This is a genomic window from Vibrio sp. R15-SG3-ISO1B (assembly GCF_059833835.1).
The window spans coordinates 28,199-45,566 of sequence record NZ_JCBDGG010000029.1 but is presented as its reverse complement, the minus strand read 5'-3'; the positions used below and the strand labels follow the sequence as shown (position 1 = coordinate 45,566).

The window sequence follows — 17,368 nt, the reverse complement described above, 5'->3', positions numbered from 1 at the left end:
ACGGATTCAGCTGTGATAAACGATGCCCCGCTAGTGATAGCGGGGCATTTTTTTCGGTCTCAACGTTCAACGAAAAAACCTAAAATGACACGCTGTTAAGCAGCCTTTCCACTTATGGGTCGCGACGGAACTTGTTTCGGCGACAGCGCGCAGAGCAATATTTCACGTCATCCCAACAGCGTTGCCACTTTTTACGCCAATGGAACGGCCGATGGCAAATAGGGCAGACTTTTTCGGGAAGGGTCAGTTTTTTGTGCATGTCGCCTGTGGGCTCGTATCATCTTATGAGTGGGTCATGTTTGATGATACGTCACCCGCCACAGTCCGATCAGGCGACATACGTGCGGGGTTAACTGAGAATATCAGTGAGGCCAGCAACCAAACGCTCGACGGCGATGGTCAACTCTTGTTCGGTTGCATTGGTGAAGTTGAGTCTCAGAGCTGGGAAGGCCTTTGCGCCGGCGGGGTAAAACACGCTACTTGGGACCACCGCCACTTTATTTTCAAGCAGTTGGGTAGCGAGCTTAAAGCTATCGCACTCCGGTAAGGTGAGCCAGACGAACATGCCGCCTTGTACTGGGCGCACATCACAGCCAGCAGGCAGTGAGGCTTTGAGAGAGCGGTATAAACTCTGATAACGCGCTTGGTACAAGGTGCGAATCGTCTCAATGTGCTGACTGAACGCAGGGTTTTGCAACAGACCAAGCAGTACCGCTTGCATCGGTACGCTGGAGTGCAAATCGGCGCCTTGTTTAATTTTGATCAGTGGTGCTAAGAAGGTGGTGTTACCAGTCACAACCCCTACGCGCAGACCCGGTGAGGCGATTTTAGAGAAGGAGCGTAACACAATCGAGTGTTGCGGGCAGAACGTTGACACCATCGGCAGTGCCGTGCCCGCAAAACGCAGCTCGCGATACGGCGCGTCTTCAATCAAGGTGACTTGATACTGTTCACACAACTGACCAACGCGCTCACGCGTATCGAGTGACCAACACACCCCCGTCGGGTTGTGAAAATCCGGTACGGCGTAGAACATTTTCGGCCGCTGAGTTTGGAAAACCTGTTCAAGCTGCGCCAAGTCTGGCCCCTGCTCTGTCTGTGACACTGTGACGATATTCGCTTCCACTAACCCAAAGACTTGCATCGCTCCGAGGTAACTTGGTGCTTCCATCACCACTGTGTCTTGCGGGTCAATGTAGGCACGCGCAATCAAATCCAGCCCTTGCTGCGATCCGGTGGTGACCATCGCGCTGTGTGAGGACGGTAAATCGTAGTGATCGGTTAAATAGTCGAGCAAAGGCCCGTAACCTGCCGTGGCACCGTACTGAAACACGTCAGGTTGCAGGTGCAAACTCTCTAGCGTCGGCCGCATCAATTCGATAGGAAAGGTTTGTTCATCGGGCAAACCGCCCGCAAGCGAAATCACACTCTTGTCTGAGGCAGCAGCAAGAATTTCGCGAATGTAAGAAGAAGGCGTGTTGGCTAATGACTTGGCAATGTGCATATCGGACCCTGTGCGTTTCAAACTCGCAGCGCAACCACTTGGCTGCGCCTAATCAAAGGCTGTTCACTTACGGCAAGTGAGAGCAGTGAAATATTCTGTTATGGCGTTCGATATTACCTGTCGTTGCACATTTTGCGCTGTCCATTTATGCTTATCAACATGTCCATTTATGCGATTTTTCTCAAACCATGGCCCAACACCTGTCTCGCATCAACGATGTGCTGTATTACATCCACAAAGACATCAGCCGTGATCTCCCTGGCAAAGCGCTTGCCAACGTCGCCGCCTATTCTGAACAGCACTTTCATCGCGTGTTTAAACAGGTTGTCGGTGAGTCGCTGCACAAGTACATTCGTCGCACCCGCATGGAGTATGCCGCCAACCAGTTGATGTTTGACCAAGGCTCCTCGGTGGCAGACATCGCGGCGCGCTGTGGATTTCAATCGGTTTCGTCGTTTAGCCGAGCGTTCAAAGCGACGTTTTCTGCCTCTCCGGGGGAGTGGCGTCAGCAAGATTTACGCGCGGGTGACAAACCCTATTTAAAGGACCCAGAAATCGCTGCAGGCTACCATCGCACCGCCAATAAGCCGATACCAGAGCCTCAAATCAAGCAGGTGCCTGAGCGCTTTGCGGCCTATATTCGTCATACTGGCTACAACCGTTCCATCAAAAAGGCGTGGACGGTACTCAATGCATGGGCGCTTTCAGAGCAGCGGGACGCCAGCGTGCAATTTGGCCTGCACCACTCCAACCCCGCTTGGGTGGAATTGGACGAGTGCCGCTATGTGGCGTGTATTGAAATCGATAAACCGATCAAGGTACGCAGTTTGGTCAATCAGTTGGTGATTCCAGGTGGGTTACACGCCGTGTTTCGATTGACCGGCGTGTATGGGGAGTTGCTACCACAAATCAGTCAAGTGTTGGAGCGTTGGCTGCCACAGTCAGGGTTTAAGCTCGGTTCTACCCCGGCATACGTGCACTATTTCGATAACCATTTCACCAACAAAAGTGAACACTTTGAGCTGGATTTTTATCTGCCTATTGGTTTTTATTGACCGGATCCGGTTTTAGGCCGCGCAGGACCATATCGACCACAAACTCTTGCGCCTGCTGATACTCGTCATCGGAGAGCTGAGCTCCTTTAATGAGTTCAATCTCACTTTCAAAGTCGGCATAAAATTGCGTCGCGCCCCAGATAAGAAACAGCAAATGGTACGGGTCAACCGCACGAATGAGCCCCCGCTCGGCCCAAGCGCTGATCACGGTCGCCTTGCCACTGCTCCACTCCACAACCGGAAATTGGATCGCCGCACGAATGTTGGGGGCCCCTTGGATGATCTCTTGGGCAAAAATTTTCGACTCTTGCGGATGACTGCGGCTGTAACGCATTTTGCCTACGATATATCGCCGCAATACCTCTTGTGGATCGCGCTGAATGGCATCTTCGGAAAAGCCATCATTCCAAAGGTTTAGAATATCTTGCAGTAGCGCCTTATACAGTCCTGACTTGGATTTAAAATAGTAGAGGATGTTCGCTTTGGGTAGCGACACTCTGTCTGCAATGGCTTGTATCGACGTGCCTTTGTAACCGTGCTTAACAAACTCATCGGCGGCGGCTTGCAAGATCAACTGTTCGTTGCGCCTGCGGATTTCGCCCGAGGATGCGCGCTTTTCCTTACCAAGTTGGACGTTCAAAATGACTCCTTGTCTTGTGCTGACTCTTTTTACAGTAATCACCCGATTTCATTGCCTTGTCAAGCCTGTGATTCTGCACCAAGAGCAGGCATACGCACTGATTTAGTTCATCGATTGTCACCGTATGGATCGCGAGCCTAGCCCAACGTTGGCTTGAACAATTGGTCAGCTTTTTGCATTTAGCCCATCAATACTATTCAAAAAAACAAAAGGACTTGGCTCAACATGACAGCACCGCTTCTCGAGCTCTGGAACCTGTCAAAGGTGTTTCCGGGGGTCGTCGCAAATGACAAAGTGAATTTAAAACTCCATAGCGGCGAGATTCTCGCGCTACTTGGAGAAAACGGCGCTGGGAAATCGACCCTAGTGAAGATGATTTACGGCGTAAACACGCCCACATCCGGTGCGATATTATGGAACAACCATGAAGTCACGATTGCCTCACCGACCCAAGCAAGAGAGATGGGGATCGGCATGGTATTTCAACACTTTTCCGTGTTTGAAACGCTCACTGTGTTAGAAAACATCGAGCTGGGATTGGATAAAGCCTTTCTGGCAACCATTGACAACCTAAGACAGACGATCATCGACAAAAGTCTTCAATATCAGCTCCATGTCGACCCCGATCGTTACGTCCATAGCCTGAGTATCGGTGAACGACAGCGTGTTGAAATATTGCGCTGTTTGATTCAAAACGTGAAGCTATTGATCCTCGATGAACCGACTTCAGTACTTGCGCCGCAAGAGATCGAAGGATTGTTTGCGGTACTAAACCAACTTGCCTTAGAAGGCTGCGCCATTTTATTCATCAGCCACAAGCTCAAAGAGGTGACCGCCTTATGCCACCGAGCCGTCATTCTACGCGGCGGAAAAGTGACCGGTGAGTGTGACCCAAGCCAAGAAACGCCCAACAGCATTGCCAGGATGATGGTTGGAGAGCATGCGACCCTCTCAGAGCACTATGACAAAGTGCAGGGCGGCGCCCCTGTCCTGCACACGAAAGGCTTGTCACTCGAGGCCTCTCACCCGTTTGGCTGCGCATTAAAAGACGTCGCTCTTCGCCTTAATGCAGGCGAGATTTTTGGCCTCGCCGGAGTGGCGGGAAACGGCCAAGAAGAACTGCTAGCGGCGCTTAGCGGCGAAGATACACGAGCCAGTAAGGGCAGCATCCAATGGCAAGACGAAGCGATTGGGCATCTTGATGCTGGGCAAAGGCGCAAACGCGGTCTTGCCTATGTACCTGCTAACCGGCTTGGCCAAGGCGCAGTACCAGAGATGAGCTTGGAAGAGAACACGCTACTGACTCACGCCGCCCACTTAAATCACAAGAGCTTGATTCAGTTTCCCAAACTCAAACAACTCGCCAAGCAGTTGATCCAAAATAATCAGGTCAAGTGTCGCAATGAGCAATCGCAAGCAAAAAGCCTCTCGGGCGGCAATCTGCAAAAATTCATCATGGGACGAGAAATCGCTCAATCCCCGACGTTACTGATTTGCGCCCACCCGACCTGGGGTGTGGATATCGGCGCAGCCAGCGCCATTCATCGCCAACTGATTGCGCTGCGTGACCAAGGAGCTGCGGTGTTGGTGGTATCAGAAGATATTGATGAACTCTTTATGATCTGTGATCGCCTCGCCGCCATCTATGAAGGGCATGTCTCTCGGGCCGTAAAAACCGACGACACCTCTATCGACCAACTGGGTGAGTGGATCGCGGGTGGCTTTTTATCGCCATCCTCCCACCAAGGCGCAAGCAGCGAATCGCAGGGGGTGAGTCATGGTTAAAGTGGAACCCAGATTAGAAAGCTCGCAGTGGATGATGTGGCTATCGCCGTTCATTGCGATAACGCTGACGCTTGCGCTGTCGAGCCTTTTGTTTGTCTGGCTGGATGTCAGTCCGGTGCGCGCCTTTGAAGTGTTTGTCGTTATGCCGTTTGAGGACAGTTATAACCTCGGCGAGTTGTTGGTGAAATCCACGCCGTTAATGCTCTGTGCGGTCGGTTTGGCGCTCTGCTATCGCGCCAATATTTGGAATATTGGCGCTGAAGGCCAACTGCTGATTGGCGCAGTAGCAGCAAGTGCGGTTGCCATCAGCGCCACCGAACAATCAGGTCCACTTCATCTAGTACTGGCCATCGGTGCTGGTGTTGTGGCTGGCGCGGGTTGGGCGGCCATCCCCACCCTGCTCTATCGACGTTTTCACACCAACATCATTTTAACCACCATCATGCTCAACTATGTCGGTCTCTATATTTTGCTCTGGGCGGTACATGGCCCGCTAAGAGACCCGCAAGGGTTTGGTTTCCCAGAGTCCGTGATGTTTGCCGATGCAGTCATGCTAAGCCCGCTATTTGAATCCGGCCGTGCTTCGATGGCGATCGTCATTGCCATTGGCATCGCGCTGCTCGCGGGGTTTGCCTTGTTTCGAACCTTACCCGGCTACCAACTGCGCGTGTTAGGTGAGGCCAAGGCAGCGGCTAAATACGCCGGTTTTTCAGAAAAGAAACTCGTCTGGGGCGTGATGCTTCTCGCGGGGGCGCTTGCGGGCTTTGCTGGGGCGGCGGAAGTGACGGGGCCCATTGGACAACTGATCCCGTCTGTCTCTCCAGGCTATGGGTACGCCGCGATCATCGTTGCGTATCTGGGGCGCTTAAATCCTATTAGTGTGGTGATTGCGGCTTTGTTTATGGGCGTGCTCTATATGGGGAGCGATCTCGCGCAAATTGAGCTGGGCTTACCTACTGCGGTGACAGGCCTATTCCAAGGTACTTTGTTGTTCTTCCTCCTTGCGTGCGACTTTTTGATCAACTATCGCTTGGTGATGGTGAAACCGCTTTTCGCCCGCACTCAAACTAACCCAATTGACCACCAAGGAGCCGCCTAATGGACGCACTACTTATCCAATCGCTGCTCATAGCAGCATTAAAAACCGGGACGCCGCTACTCATCATCGCCCTTGGTGAACTGATTTGCGAAAAAACCGGCGTACTGAACTTGGGCCAAGAAGGCATGATGCTGATGGGTGCCATGGCGGGCTTTGCCGGCGCGTATTTCACCGGCAGCCTCGCGATGGGCGTTCTCCTCGCTATGGTCGCAGGTATGACAATGGCCTTTATTTTTGGTGTACTGACACTCAGCCTGAGTGCCAACCAAGTCGCGACAGGCTTAGCACTGACTATTTTTGGTACTGGTTTGAGCGCCTTCCTCGGCGGCAGTTTAGTGGGGTCCACCCTTGAAGGCTTTCAACCGATAGCAATTCCGCTGCTTAGCGATCTGCCTTTTCTTGGGCCGCTGCTTTTTCAACATGATCTATTGGTTTACGCCAGCTTTGTTCTGGTCGGTGTTAGTGCTTGGGTGCTCAGTCGGACGCGCGCTGGGTTGGTGATCCGCGCTGTCGGTGAGAACCCGCATTCGGCCAATGCCCTTGGCATTGAAGTGATCAAAGTACGCTACCTTGTCACGCTACTGGGCGGCGCACTTGCAGGACTGGCGGGCGCCTACATGTCTTTAGCCTATACCCCAATGTGGATGGAGAACATGACAGCAGGTCGAGGCTGGATTGCGCTGGCTCTGGTGGTCTTCGCTTCATGGAAAGTGGGCCGCTTGATGCTTGGTGCCTACTTGTTCGGCTTGACGTCGATTATGCACTTAATGATGCAAGGGGTCGGCTTGGACATCTCGCCCAACTTATTAGCCATGACCCCCTACGTCGCCACTATCGTTGTGATGGTATTACTCAGTTCCAACGAGTTACGCCAAAAATTGGCAACGCCAATGAGCCTTGGTAAACCGTTTGATCCCAAACGCCATTGATTGTTTTTATGATTGTGGTGATAGCGTCCGTGCATTAAAACGGTGCACGGGCGGTATCATTTCGCACAACAATGAATCACACCACCCTCATCCACCACGCGCATCACTCAAATCCATCGAAACTAAGAAGCACGTAAACCTCACCCCACACCAGATTTGACGGGCGTTGCGCGATTATTTTCACCCTTCGGCTAAAAATACGACCAATTGGTCAAGTTTTTGCTATGCAGATAAATAAGAATCAGTTTCAGCTTAGGTTCTTACTACTCAAACCAAAAATGAAAACGGAGAATTTCATGAAAATGAATCAGTGGATGACAGCGGTGGCCTTATCCGTGACCTCGTTGCTCTCAGCTTCAACGCTTGCAGAAGATGAAGTCAAAGTCGGCTTCGTCTATGTGGGTCCCGTCGGCGATCATGGCTGGAGCTATGAGCACGACCAAGGCCGCATTGAGATGGAAAAACATTTCGCTGGAAAGGTGAAAACCACCTTTGTCGAAAACGTACCCGAAGGGGCTGACGCTGAGCGCGTGATCACTCAGTTGGCGAAATCAGGTAACGATGTCATCTTTACCACCTCGTTTGGCTTTATGAACCCAACACTGAAAGTCGCCAAACGTTTCCCAAACATCACCTTTGAACACGCCACGGGCTACAAAATGGCGAAAAACCTTGGCACCTACACTCTTCGTACCTATGAGGGCCGTTATGTGTCTGGTGTTGCTGCGGGCATGGCGACAAAGAGTAATACCCTTGGCTACATCGCATCATTCCCTATTCCGGAAGTGATCCGCGACATTAACTCGGTCTATCTTGGTGCGAAAAGTGTCAACCCCGATGTGAAACTGAAAATTGTTTGGGTCAACACTTGGTACGATCCAGGCAAAGAGTCTGACGCCGCGAACGCGCTCATCGACCAAGGCGTAGACATCATTATTCAACACACCGACAGCCCAGCGCCTCTGATTGCCGCGGAAAAACGCGGTGTGATGGGGATTGGACAAGCTTCCGACATGAGCCACTTCGCGCCGAAAGCCCATATGTTCTCGGTACGAGATAACTGGGCACCACATTACATTAAAACGGTACAGGGAACGATGGATGGCACTTGGGCACCACAAGACTATTGGGGTGGTCTAAAAGATGAGTTGCTGCAAATTGTCTCGATCAATCCAGACCTGCCAGCTGAGATCAAAGACGCCATTGCCGAAACCGAGGCGAAGATCAAATCAGGTGAGTTCCATCCGTTTACCGGCCCGATGAAAGATAACCAAGGCAACGAAGTCATTGCAGCGGGATACACACTCAATGACAAAGAGCTTGCGGGCGTGAACTGGTACGTCGAAGGTATCGACGCAAAAATTCCTAACTAAACCTATCTAGGCTCGCATCTCGCTCACGGGTGCGAGCCTTTTTTTACTTAAATAGTTGACCAGTTGGACAAGATAATAAGAACAGAGGAAGTTATGTTGGAGCTCATGATCAATCGTGAGGTTGTTAAGATTGCGTCCCTCGACGCCGATACCATGTTGCTTAACTACCTACGCGTACACAAACAACTGACCGGCTCAAAAGAGGGCTGTGCCAGCGGTGATTGCGGAGCATGCACTGTTGTAATGGTGGAATCAGACCCAAACGGCGAACTGAGCTACAAACAAATCAATGCTTGTATCACCCCCGTTCACGCGCTGCATGGCAAGCAAGTCATTACCGTCGAACACCTCAAACAAACGCAAGCCTTGCATCCGGTGCAACAAGCGGTGGTGGAGAAAAATGGCACCCAGTGCGGTTTTTGCACGCCTGGGATTGTGATGTCCCTTTACGCACTATCAAAGCAAAAACAGACAGTGTCACACCCGAGTGACTACCTCGCAGGAAATTTGTGTCGCTGTACTGGCTACGGCCCGTTGATCGAGGTCGCCAACACCATCGCAAGCCAGTCAATCGACGATCCGCTGGAGCAAGACACCAGCGCAGTGAAAACCTGGATCGCCAGTGTCGATGACGCCGCTTGCCACCACTACGCTAGACCAAAAACGCGCCTTGAACTGGCGCAAGCCAAATCCCAAATGCCGAGCGCTAAACTGATTGCCGGTGGCACAGACCTCTCATTGGAAGTCACCCAACAAGGTCGCTCACTACCTGAACTGATCGACATCTCTAATGTCGATGATCTTCTTACCATCACAGAGACCACCTCTGGTTGGCGTATCGGTGCTGCGGTGCCGATGGACCGCGTACACGCCTTTGCACGCGAGCATTTCTCCAGTGCCGATGAGGTGATTGAAAGACTGGGCAGTTTAACCATTCGCCACCGCGCAACGCTTGGCGGTAGCTTAGGCCACGCCTCACCCATTGGCGATATTGCTCCTTTGTTGATGAGCCTCAACGGACGTATCGAAGTGGATGATGGCGTGACGAAAACGCTGTTTGCCCCCGAGGACTACATCACGGGCTACCGTGAAACCCTATTGCGCGGCCATCAATGGATCAGTGCGATTCACCTACCCAGACTCGCGCCCAATCAACATCATGCAATATACAAGATAAGCAAACGCTATGAAGACGACATCGCCACGGTCACCCTAGGCATCAATATGACGATAGATAGCGACCAGCGCGTCAAGAATTGCATCATTTCCGCTGGCGGAGTCGCCGCAAAATCGGTGCGCCTCCACGAACTAGAGAAAGTCTTTGTCGGGCGTCCTCTGAGCCTGCCTATCGTCCATGCGGCGCAAGACAAGGTTCCTGAGGTTATCCAGCCGCTGTCCGATGTCCGTGGCAGCGCGCAATATCGAGTTAAGTTAGTGCAAAACCTGCTCAAACGTTTCTATCTGCAAACACAACACATTGATGTGAGGTTGGTGCACCATGCGTAAATTAACCGTACTTGAACAGGCTCAAAACAGACAGCCATCCAAGATTGTTGGCCGCTCCGTCAAGCATGAAAGCGCCGACCGACAAGTCAGTGGCGAAGCCCGTTTCGTCGACGACTACCCCACGCCAGCGGGCTGCTTGCATGCGGCAGTGATCACTAGTAGCGTCAGCAAAGGCCGAATTACACGTTTGGACGTTGAACGCGTTCGCGCGGCGGACGGTGTCGTCGCCGTGCTGAGTGAGCGCGACCTCCCTGCGCATAAAGACATCGGTGCGATTTTTCCCGGCGATCCACTGCTGACGATCGACCAACACATTCATTTCCACGGTCAGCCCATCGCATTAGTGGTGGCACGTAGCCACCAGCAAGCATGGCGAGCCGCTTCACTCGCTGAAGTGGAGTATGAGGTCGATGACCGAGTGATACTCCACCACCAAGACGCAGTTGCCCAAGCGCCGCTTCTGCCGGTGCACCAAATGGGCCCAAGCAAAGCGCGCGACTGGCAGCAAGACGCGGATGTGGTGATTAATGGCGAACTGCATGTGGGCGGCCAAGAGCATTTTTACCTTGAAGGTCAAGTCAGCTTGGCGCACCTGACTGAAGAGGGTGGCATTTTTGTTCAATGTTCCACTCAACACCCCTCTGAAGTGCAAAAGCTCATTTCCGAAGTGCTCGGTCTCGATTTCAACCGCGTCACCGTTGATATGCGCCGCATGGGCGGTGGATTTGGCGGTAAGGAGAGCCAAGCGGCGCAATGGGCATGCTTAGCCTCATTGGGTGCGCACTACACTCGACAAGCGGTCAAGCTGCGCTTGCCGCGCGCGCTCGATATGACAGCAACAGGCAAGCGCCACCCTTTCTATCAAAGCTATCAACTGAGTGCCGACCGCAACGGTATCATTCAAGGCGCCAATATTGCCATTCATGGCCTATGCGGCCACTCACCGGATCTCTCTGATGCAATTGTCGACCGCGCGATGTTTCATGCAGACAACGCCTATTCACTCGGTGAAGCGACCATCGTGGGTCATCGCTTAAAAACCGACACTGTGTCTCATACGGCGTTTCGTGGTTTCGGCGGCCCGCAAGGGATGATCGTTATAGAAAAAGCGATGCAAGAGTTAGCGATTGCCACCGGCCAAGACCCGCTCGATGTGCGTCTTAACAATCTCTATAACGAGAATAAGCACACCACGCCATACGGCATGGAAGTATCTCAACACCAAGAGATGCGAGAACTGGTCACATCGCTCGAAGCGCGCTGTGATTATCGTCAGCGCCGAGAAGCGATTGCGCAATGGAACCTCACTCATCCATATTTGAAAAAAGGCTTGGCGCTTACCCCGGTGAAGTTTGGAATTTCATTTACTGCCAAGCACCTCAATCAAGCTGGCGCCTTGATTCATGTCTACACCGACGGTTCGGTACAGGTCTCACACGGCGGCACCGAGATGGGCCAAGGTTTACACACCAAAGTAGGCCAAATCGTCGCGCAAACGCTGGGCGTCTCACTTGACGCCATACTGGTCACCTCAACACGCACCGATAAAGTGCCTAATACCTCACCGACCGCCGCCTCTTCGGGCGCCGATCTCAACGGCATGGCGGCGCACAACGCGGCGGCAGAGATCAAACAAAGGCTGATTGAGTTTGCTAAAAGCCATTATCAAGTCGCAGAGATCGATATCGAAGGCGGTCAATTGATCGGTACCACAACGCCAGTCAGTTGGGCGGAACTGGTACAAGCGGCGTACATGAACCGCGTTTCCCTCTCCGCGACCGGCTTCTATCAAACGCCGAAAATCGGCTATGACAGAGCCAGCGCGAGCGGTCGACCGTTTTACTACTTTGCCCTTGGCGCCTCGTGTTCTGAAGTGATGATCGACACGCTAACCGGTGAAATGACCGTCGAGCGCGTCGACATCCTCCACGATGTTGGCAACAGCTTGAATCCGGCCATCGATAAAGGCCAAATTGAGGGTGCCTTTATCCAAGGTTTAGGCTGGTTAACCTGTGAAGAATTGCTCTGGGCAGACGATGGGCGTTTACTCAGTAACAGCCCAATGAACTACAAAATCCCCACCATTGGTGATTACCCCAAACAGTTGCACATCGATTTGTTCGACAAACCCAACCCAGAAACTAGCATCTATCGCTCTAAAGCGGTGGGTGAACCGCCATTTATGCACGGCATCAGCGCTTGGTGCGCCATTTTTGATGCGATCTCGTCCATTAGCGAACACCAACACGCCGCCTTGCTGCATGCGCCTGCGACCGGCGAGGCGATTCTCTCTGCATGCGAAGACCAACTGACCTGGCTCGAGCAACGAGCGAAGGAGCACAGCCATGACTAATTCGCCATTTCTCCATTCCCGCTCACTCTCATGGCTCAGTGCCTGTCAGCAGCTGGAGACACAAGGTGTGGCTTACTGCATCGCTACCGTGATTGCCAGTGTCGGCTCGGTACCTCGTAATCAAGGCGCTAAGATGGTGATCACCGAGAGCGCCCAGTTTGACACGCTTGGTGGTGGAAACTTGGAATACCAAGTGATTGAAAAAGCGCGTCAAGGGCTCGCAACATCCCAATCGACTCTTACCATCGAACGCTTTTCTCTCGCCGCCGATCTTGGCCAGTGTTGCGGCGGCGGTGTGCAAGTGATGTTCGAGTATTTCCTTACCCAAACACCACACGTCGTCGTGTTTGGGGCTGGGCATGTCGGCCAAGCGCTGTGTCGGATCTTAACTGAGCTGCCTTGCCAGCTGCATGTTGCCGATACCCGCAGTGAGTGGTTAGCTCCGCTCAAAGATGCCCACATTCATACCCATCTAATCGAGGATGTCACGCAAACCCTTACATCGCTACCTAGTCATGCTTACATCGTGGTGATGACGCAAGATCACGCCCTCGATTTCGACATTACTCGCCAAGCCTTGGATGCCAACAGGTTTGCTTTCGTTGGTTTAATCGGTTCAGAGGGGAAAAAGCAGCGCTTTAGCTATCGCCTGAAAGAGCAACTGGCCGACCCGGCCACGCTTGAGCACCTCACCTGCCCGATTGGGCATCCTAATGTCAAAGGCAAACTGCCGATGCAAGTGGCTATTTCGGTCGCAGCGCAGCTCAATGCTTACTTTGCCAGCCACACATCCTCGCCGATAGAAACGAGCCCAGAATCGCTTTGGCGCGAGGCCAACGACGCTCGTCAACTCGTGACCTCCCAACTCAAAAGGAATGCGCATGACCACAGCTAAAACCACAAGTGATACCTCACGTAAACGCCCGATTGCACAGCTCGATGGCTTCGCGCTCAGTCAGATTTGCGCCAGTTTGCGCTGGCAAGCCTTGGTGATGGAATCGGCACCCTTTCAAGACGGTGAAGCACTGCGCCATAGCGCAAGCCGTGCCTTCCAGCAGCTTGAAGAGAAAGATTGGCTTGAGGCCTTTGCCGGGCATCCAATGATCGGCGATCTCGCCAGTCTAGAAAAGAAATACGCGCAAGGCCGAGCACTCAGTGAAAAAGAGCAGAGGCAAGTAGCCAGCGCCGATAGAGAGACCCTAGAGCGATTGCTCACACTCAATCAGCGCTACCGAGAGAAATTCGGCTTCATCTTCATCGTCTGCGCGACCAACAAAAGTGCCAAAGAGATGCTTGCACTGCTTGAATCGCGGATTGGTCGAAGCCGAGAAGTGGAACTGCGCGAAGCTGCGCAAGAACAGATCAAAATCAGTCAAATTAGAATGGAAGCTTATTTATGAACACGCTCAGTTGCCATATCCTCGACACCGCCAGTGGTCACCCCGCAGCAAACATTGAAGTGGAACTCTATCCACTTGGCGCACAGGATCCCATCGCCCGCATGCACACCGACGATGATGGCCGCGCCCGTTTTGAAAACACCACATTAGCAGCTGGCAGTTATACCCTGCGATTTCTAGTCGCGCCCTACTGCCAACGCGTATTTTCCAACGCCTTTTTCCCCTATGTGGACGTGCACTTTAGCGTTTCAGACACGCGTCATATCCACATTCCTCTGCTGCTCTCTCCTTACGCTTACTCCAGTTATCGAGGCAGTTAATCATGGCTAAACAGATTCACCGTGGCGCCTTGTTGCACTTTCCAACAGCGACATCTGAGCCCCAAAAGCACTATGAGTATTGGCGCGATGGCGTATTGGTCATCGAAGAGGGCAAAATCGTTCATGTGGGTGATGCCAACGCCTTCTTCGCCCACTCTGCCAACCAAGATCTCCTCACACAGGGACGAGTCAAGGTTCACTCCGGTTTATTGATTCCTGGCATGATTGACTCTCATGTTCATTTCCCGCAGATTGAGATCATCGCCAGTTATGGAAAACAGCTGTTAGATTGGCTCAACACCTACACCTTTCCCACTGAGCTTCGTTTTAGCGATGCCCATTACGCCAAGCAGCAAGCCGACTTTTTTCTGCAACAGTTGTTTGCCCACGGCACCACCACAGCCAGTGTCTATGCCACAGTGCATCCGCAGTCGGTCAACGCATTTTTCAGCGCCGCGCAAGACTACGATGCGCGCATGGTCTGTGGCAAGGTGATGATGGACCGATTCTGTCCTGACGCACTGCAAGACACGCCTGAGACCAGCTATCGTGATAGCAAAGCCTTGATTGAGCGCTGGCACAAAAATGGCCGTGCTCTTTATGCCATCACGCCGCGTTTTGCGCCGACCAGCACACCGGAGCAGTTAGCGAAGGCGGGACAACTGGCCAATGAGCACCCCGATACCTTCATTCAAACTCATTTAAGCGAAAACATTAACGAAGTCGCTTGGGTTCAATCGCTTTACCCAGACGACAGCGATTACCTTAGCGTCTATGAGCGCAACCATTTGGTTCGTGATAGAGCCCTATTTGGTCACGCGATTCATCTTAGCGAGCGGGAACAACATGCGCTGGCGAGCAGTGGCGCGTCAATCTCATTTTGTCCATCATCGAACCTGTTTTTGGGCAGCGGTTTGTTTCCCTATCAGCAAGCAAAAGAGGCAGGTATTCCTATTTCGATTGCCAGTGATGTTGGCGGCGGCACCAGTTTGAGCTTGCTTAAAAACCAAAGTGACGCCTACAAAATCTGTCAATTACAAGGCATCAGTCTCGATGCATTTGAGTCCTTATATTTGTGTACTCAAGGCGCCGCCGTCGCGATGGGGCTGGATCACTGTATTGGCAACTTCAATGTCGGCACGGAAGCCGATTTTGTTGAGTTAGATCTCAACGCGTTTCCCATGCTCAAGCAGCGTACAGCGCGCTGTCAGGATTTGAATGAGCAACTCTTCGCCCTTGTCACCCTAGGCGATGAGCGTGTCATCGAACGCACTTATGTTCACGGAAATTTAGTTTATCAAAAGGATGTATCAGTATGTGGCCACAACTCTACGAATGGTTTGCGCTCTTTATCAAATGGTTTCATGTAATCTGTGGGGTGGCCTGGATTGGCGCCAGTTTCTATTTCACTTGGCTTGACAATAGCCTAGAAAATCCACCGCAATGGAAGAAAGATAAAGGTATCAAAGGCGACTTATGGGCCGTGCATGGTGGCGGTTTTTACGAAGTAGCAAAATACCAGGTTGGACCTCAAAGCATGCCGACCAACTTGCACTGGTTTAAATGGGAAGCTTACACGACATGGATCACTGGCACCGCGTTAATGATTTGGATGTACTATTTTAACGCCGCCGCCTACCTCATTGATCCCAGAGTCATGAGTTTAACTAGCCTCCAAGCCGTGAGTTTGGGCTTGGGTGGCATTGCACTCGGCGTTGTTGTCTATGAAGCATTGATGCGCTCCCCCCTCTCGCGTCACGCTGGGCTATTTTGCGGCGCACTTATCGCGCTTGGTGCGCTATTCTTTTATGGCTTTACCCACATCTTTAGTGGTCGGGGTGCCTTTATCCATATGGGTGCATTGATGGGTACCATCATGGTCAACAACGTGTTCCATAAAATCATTCCCGGCCAGCGTAAAATGGTGGCGCAAGTAGCGGCGGGTGAAGCGGTCGATCCGGCTCCCGGACTGGAGGGTAAACGCCGCTCTATCCACAATAATTATTTCACCCTTCCCGTGATTTTTCTCATGATCAGCAATCACTACCCGATGATCTACCAACACTCGCTGAGTTGGCTAGTAGGGATGCTGATTTTGGTGATCAGCGCGTATTTACGCCATTACTTTAACCTCAAGCATGCGGGTAAATCGAAGCCAAGCGTACTCATTTCAAGCTCGATAGCCATGCTGCTTCTCGCGGTTTTCGTCAGTTGGGGATCCGTTCAAGCGAATAAAGCCTCGCGTGCAGAGGCGACCGCAAGCAGTGTGGCCACGCAAACGACCACTTCTCAGGACTCAGCCCTGCATCAACAGAGCGCGTCGGAAGGAGGCACTTCCGGCCTTGCTTATGATATCAATCGTACTCACTATATCGAAATAGCGACGCAGATCATTGAGCAGCGCTGCACCCAATGTCACAGCGCCACACCGACTGACGATGTGTTCACCGTCGCACCTAGTGGCGCAATCTTCGACTCTTGGCAAGATATTGAGCGCTGGAGCCCGCGCATTCTAGCGCGTACGGTCGAGTCGGCCGATATGCCCTTTCTCAACAAAACCAATATGACAGACCAAGAACGTCAGCAACTTAAAGAGGCCCTTAGTCACAGCCATTAATCTTTCCCCCTCCCGCCAGTTCACACTGGTGGGAGCGTCAAATGTAAGAAAATGTAAAGCTACGAACCAAATCCCACTCAACGGCTCCAATGCTGTGTGTCAATCATTGTTAACAAGGAAAATACGATGAAAACTCTCACCATTGGTAGCGCGCTACTCGGCGCTCTGTTAATCACCACCGCTTGTGCAAATGACGGGGATCGCAAGGGCCCGCCGCCAAGTTTTAGCGATATCGATTCAAATAGCGATGGCTACATCACCACTGATGAAGCCAAAGGGCCGTTAGCCCGTGATTTTAGCTCTATTGATGCCGATGGCGATGGAAAAGTCACCGAGGCGGAACTCTCGCAATTTATGAGTGAGCACCGTCCACCGGCTCGCGACTAACGAACTTAACGCCCACTTAAGACGCGCTCTTAGTGGGCGTTTTTTTATCGCTATCATCCCTATGATTTCACCTATGGGCACGGTATGCTGAAGGCACTTTCGACCAAGGACGCACAATGAACAAAGTCACACTCTCCGGCCATATCATTATTCCCTTCGAAGATCGTAGTATCGTACTGGCCGAACTGGAGACACACCGTAGACTCACTCGAAATGAGCCCGGCTGCCTGTGCTTTGAGGTCACGCAAAATCCCGACGACACCCATCGATTTGATGTGTATGAAGAGTTTGTCGATCATGAAGCATTTTTGCAGCATCAACGACGAGTGCAAGAATCACAGTGGGGAAAAGTGACTCAGAATGTCGCAAGATATTACGACATCACTGAATCCTAGTTAGA

Annotated in this window: 17 protein-coding genes; 14 read left to right on the top strand and 3 right to left on the bottom strand. The window is 52.1% G+C overall.

Translation table 11 applies throughout. The features are described 5' to 3' along the window. Positions 1 to 112 precede the first annotated feature (112 nt). Complete coding sequence (locus tag AC6R0S_RS07100) at positions 113 to 259, bottom strand: DUF2256 domain-containing protein (RefSeq protein WP_500633077.1); 147 nt, start codon at positions 257 to 259, stop codon at positions 113 to 115. 90 nt (positions 260 to 349) lie between these two features. Beyond that, the gene (locus AC6R0S_RS07095) at positions 350 to 1,504 is read right to left on the bottom strand and encodes an aminotransferase-like domain-containing protein (protein WP_500637536.1); all 1,155 of its coding nucleotides are present in this window, start codon (positions 1,502 to 1,504) and stop codon (positions 350 to 352) included. 188 nt (positions 1,505 to 1,692) lie between these two features. Here AC6R0S_RS07095 and AC6R0S_RS07090 point away from each other — a divergent pair, with 188 nt between their 5' ends. Then, positions 1,693 to 2,559, top strand: coding sequence for an AraC family transcriptional regulator (locus AC6R0S_RS07090; protein ID WP_500637535.1), 867 nt, complete (start codon positions 1,693 to 1,695; stop codon positions 2,557 to 2,559). Here AC6R0S_RS07090 and AC6R0S_RS07085 read toward each other — a convergent pair. Beyond that, on the bottom strand, positions 2,543 to 3,199 hold the full coding sequence (locus AC6R0S_RS07085) for a TetR/AcrR family transcriptional regulator (protein ID WP_500627863.1): 657 nt from the start codon (positions 3,197 to 3,199) through the stop codon (positions 2,543 to 2,545). The two genes, AC6R0S_RS07090 and AC6R0S_RS07085, sit on opposite strands and share 17 nt — an antisense overlap. Positions 3,200 to 3,424: 225 nt before the next feature. Here AC6R0S_RS07085 and AC6R0S_RS07080 point away from each other — a divergent pair, with 225 nt between their 5' ends. The 13 genes from AC6R0S_RS07080 to AC6R0S_RS07020 all read left to right on the top strand — a co-directional run bounded on the left by AC6R0S_RS07080 (position 3,425) and on the right by AC6R0S_RS07020 (position 17,363). Beyond that, entirely contained in the window at positions 3,425 to 4,984 is a 1,560-nt protein-coding gene (locus AC6R0S_RS07080) for an ABC transporter ATP-binding protein (RefSeq protein ID WP_500637534.1), read from the top strand. Continuing rightward, entirely contained in the window at positions 4,977 to 6,083 is a 1,107-nt protein-coding gene (locus tag AC6R0S_RS07075) for an ABC transporter permease (RefSeq protein ID WP_500630807.1), read from the top strand. Before AC6R0S_RS07080 ends, AC6R0S_RS07075 begins: the two co-directional genes overlap by 8 nt. Continuing rightward, positions 6,083 to 7,012 (top strand): ABC transporter permease, encoded by a 930-nt coding sequence (locus AC6R0S_RS07070; protein ID WP_500627860.1) that lies wholly within the window; start codon positions 6,083 to 6,085, stop codon positions 7,010 to 7,012. The genes AC6R0S_RS07075 and AC6R0S_RS07070 overlap by 1 nt, the downstream gene beginning before the upstream one ends. A 296-nt stretch (positions 7,013 to 7,308) precedes the next feature. Further along, positions 7,309 to 8,385: a BMP family ABC transporter substrate-binding protein gene (locus AC6R0S_RS07065; RefSeq protein ID WP_334551951.1), complete on the top strand. Its 1,077-nt coding sequence runs from the start codon at positions 7,309 to 7,311 to the stop codon at positions 8,383 to 8,385. A 93-nt stretch (positions 8,386 to 8,478) separates the two neighbouring features. Further along, entirely contained in the window at positions 8,479 to 9,891 is a 1,413-nt protein-coding gene (gene xdhA / locus AC6R0S_RS07060; RefSeq protein ID WP_500637533.1) for a xanthine dehydrogenase small subunit, read from the top strand. Further along, a complete protein-coding gene (gene xdhB / locus AC6R0S_RS07055) occupies positions 9,884 to 12,244 on the top strand; it encodes a xanthine dehydrogenase molybdopterin binding subunit (RefSeq protein WP_500637532.1) in 2,361 nt (786 codons plus the stop codon). Before xdhA ends, xdhB begins: the two co-directional genes overlap by 8 nt. Beyond that, on the top strand, positions 12,237 to 13,139 hold the full coding sequence (gene xdhC, locus AC6R0S_RS07050; protein ID WP_500637531.1) for a xanthine dehydrogenase accessory protein XdhC: 903 nt from the start codon (positions 12,237 to 12,239) through the stop codon (positions 13,137 to 13,139). Before xdhB ends, xdhC begins: the two co-directional genes overlap by 8 nt. Further along, the gene (locus tag AC6R0S_RS07045; protein ID WP_500633086.1) at positions 13,126 to 13,644 is read left to right on the top strand and encodes a 2-oxo-4-hydroxy-4-carboxy-5-ureidoimidazoline decarboxylase; all 519 of its coding nucleotides are present in this window, start codon (positions 13,126 to 13,128) and stop codon (positions 13,642 to 13,644) included. Before xdhC ends, AC6R0S_RS07045 begins: the two co-directional genes overlap by 14 nt. After that, positions 13,641 to 13,964 carry a hydroxyisourate hydrolase gene (gene uraH / locus AC6R0S_RS07040; RefSeq protein WP_500637530.1) on the top strand — a complete coding sequence of 108 codons (324 nt, stop codon included), beginning with the start codon at positions 13,641 to 13,643 and terminating at the stop codon, positions 13,962 to 13,964. The genes AC6R0S_RS07045 and uraH overlap by 4 nt, the downstream gene beginning before the upstream one ends. A gap of 2 nt (positions 13,965 to 13,966) precedes the next feature. Beyond that, positions 13,967 to 15,334 (top strand): guanine deaminase, encoded by a 1,368-nt coding sequence (gene guaD, locus AC6R0S_RS07035; RefSeq protein ID WP_500637529.1) that lies wholly within the window; start codon positions 13,967 to 13,969, stop codon positions 15,332 to 15,334. Next, positions 15,280 to 16,581, top strand: coding sequence for a urate hydroxylase PuuD (locus tag AC6R0S_RS07030; protein WP_500637528.1), 1,302 nt, complete (start codon positions 15,280 to 15,282; stop codon positions 16,579 to 16,581). The genes guaD and AC6R0S_RS07030 overlap by 55 nt, the downstream gene beginning before the upstream one ends. A gap of 126 nt (positions 16,582 to 16,707) precedes the next feature. Continuing rightward, positions 16,708 to 16,968 carry an EF-hand domain-containing protein gene (locus AC6R0S_RS07025; protein WP_500637527.1) on the top strand — a complete coding sequence of 87 codons (261 nt, stop codon included), beginning with the start codon at positions 16,708 to 16,710 and terminating at the stop codon, positions 16,966 to 16,968. A 116-nt stretch (positions 16,969 to 17,084) separates the two neighbouring features. Continuing rightward, positions 17,085 to 17,363, top strand: a complete 279-nt coding sequence (locus AC6R0S_RS07020) for a putative quinol monooxygenase (protein ID WP_500637526.1) — start codon at positions 17,085 to 17,087, stop codon at positions 17,361 to 17,363. The last annotated feature ends 5 nt before the right edge of the window (positions 17,364 to 17,368 follow it).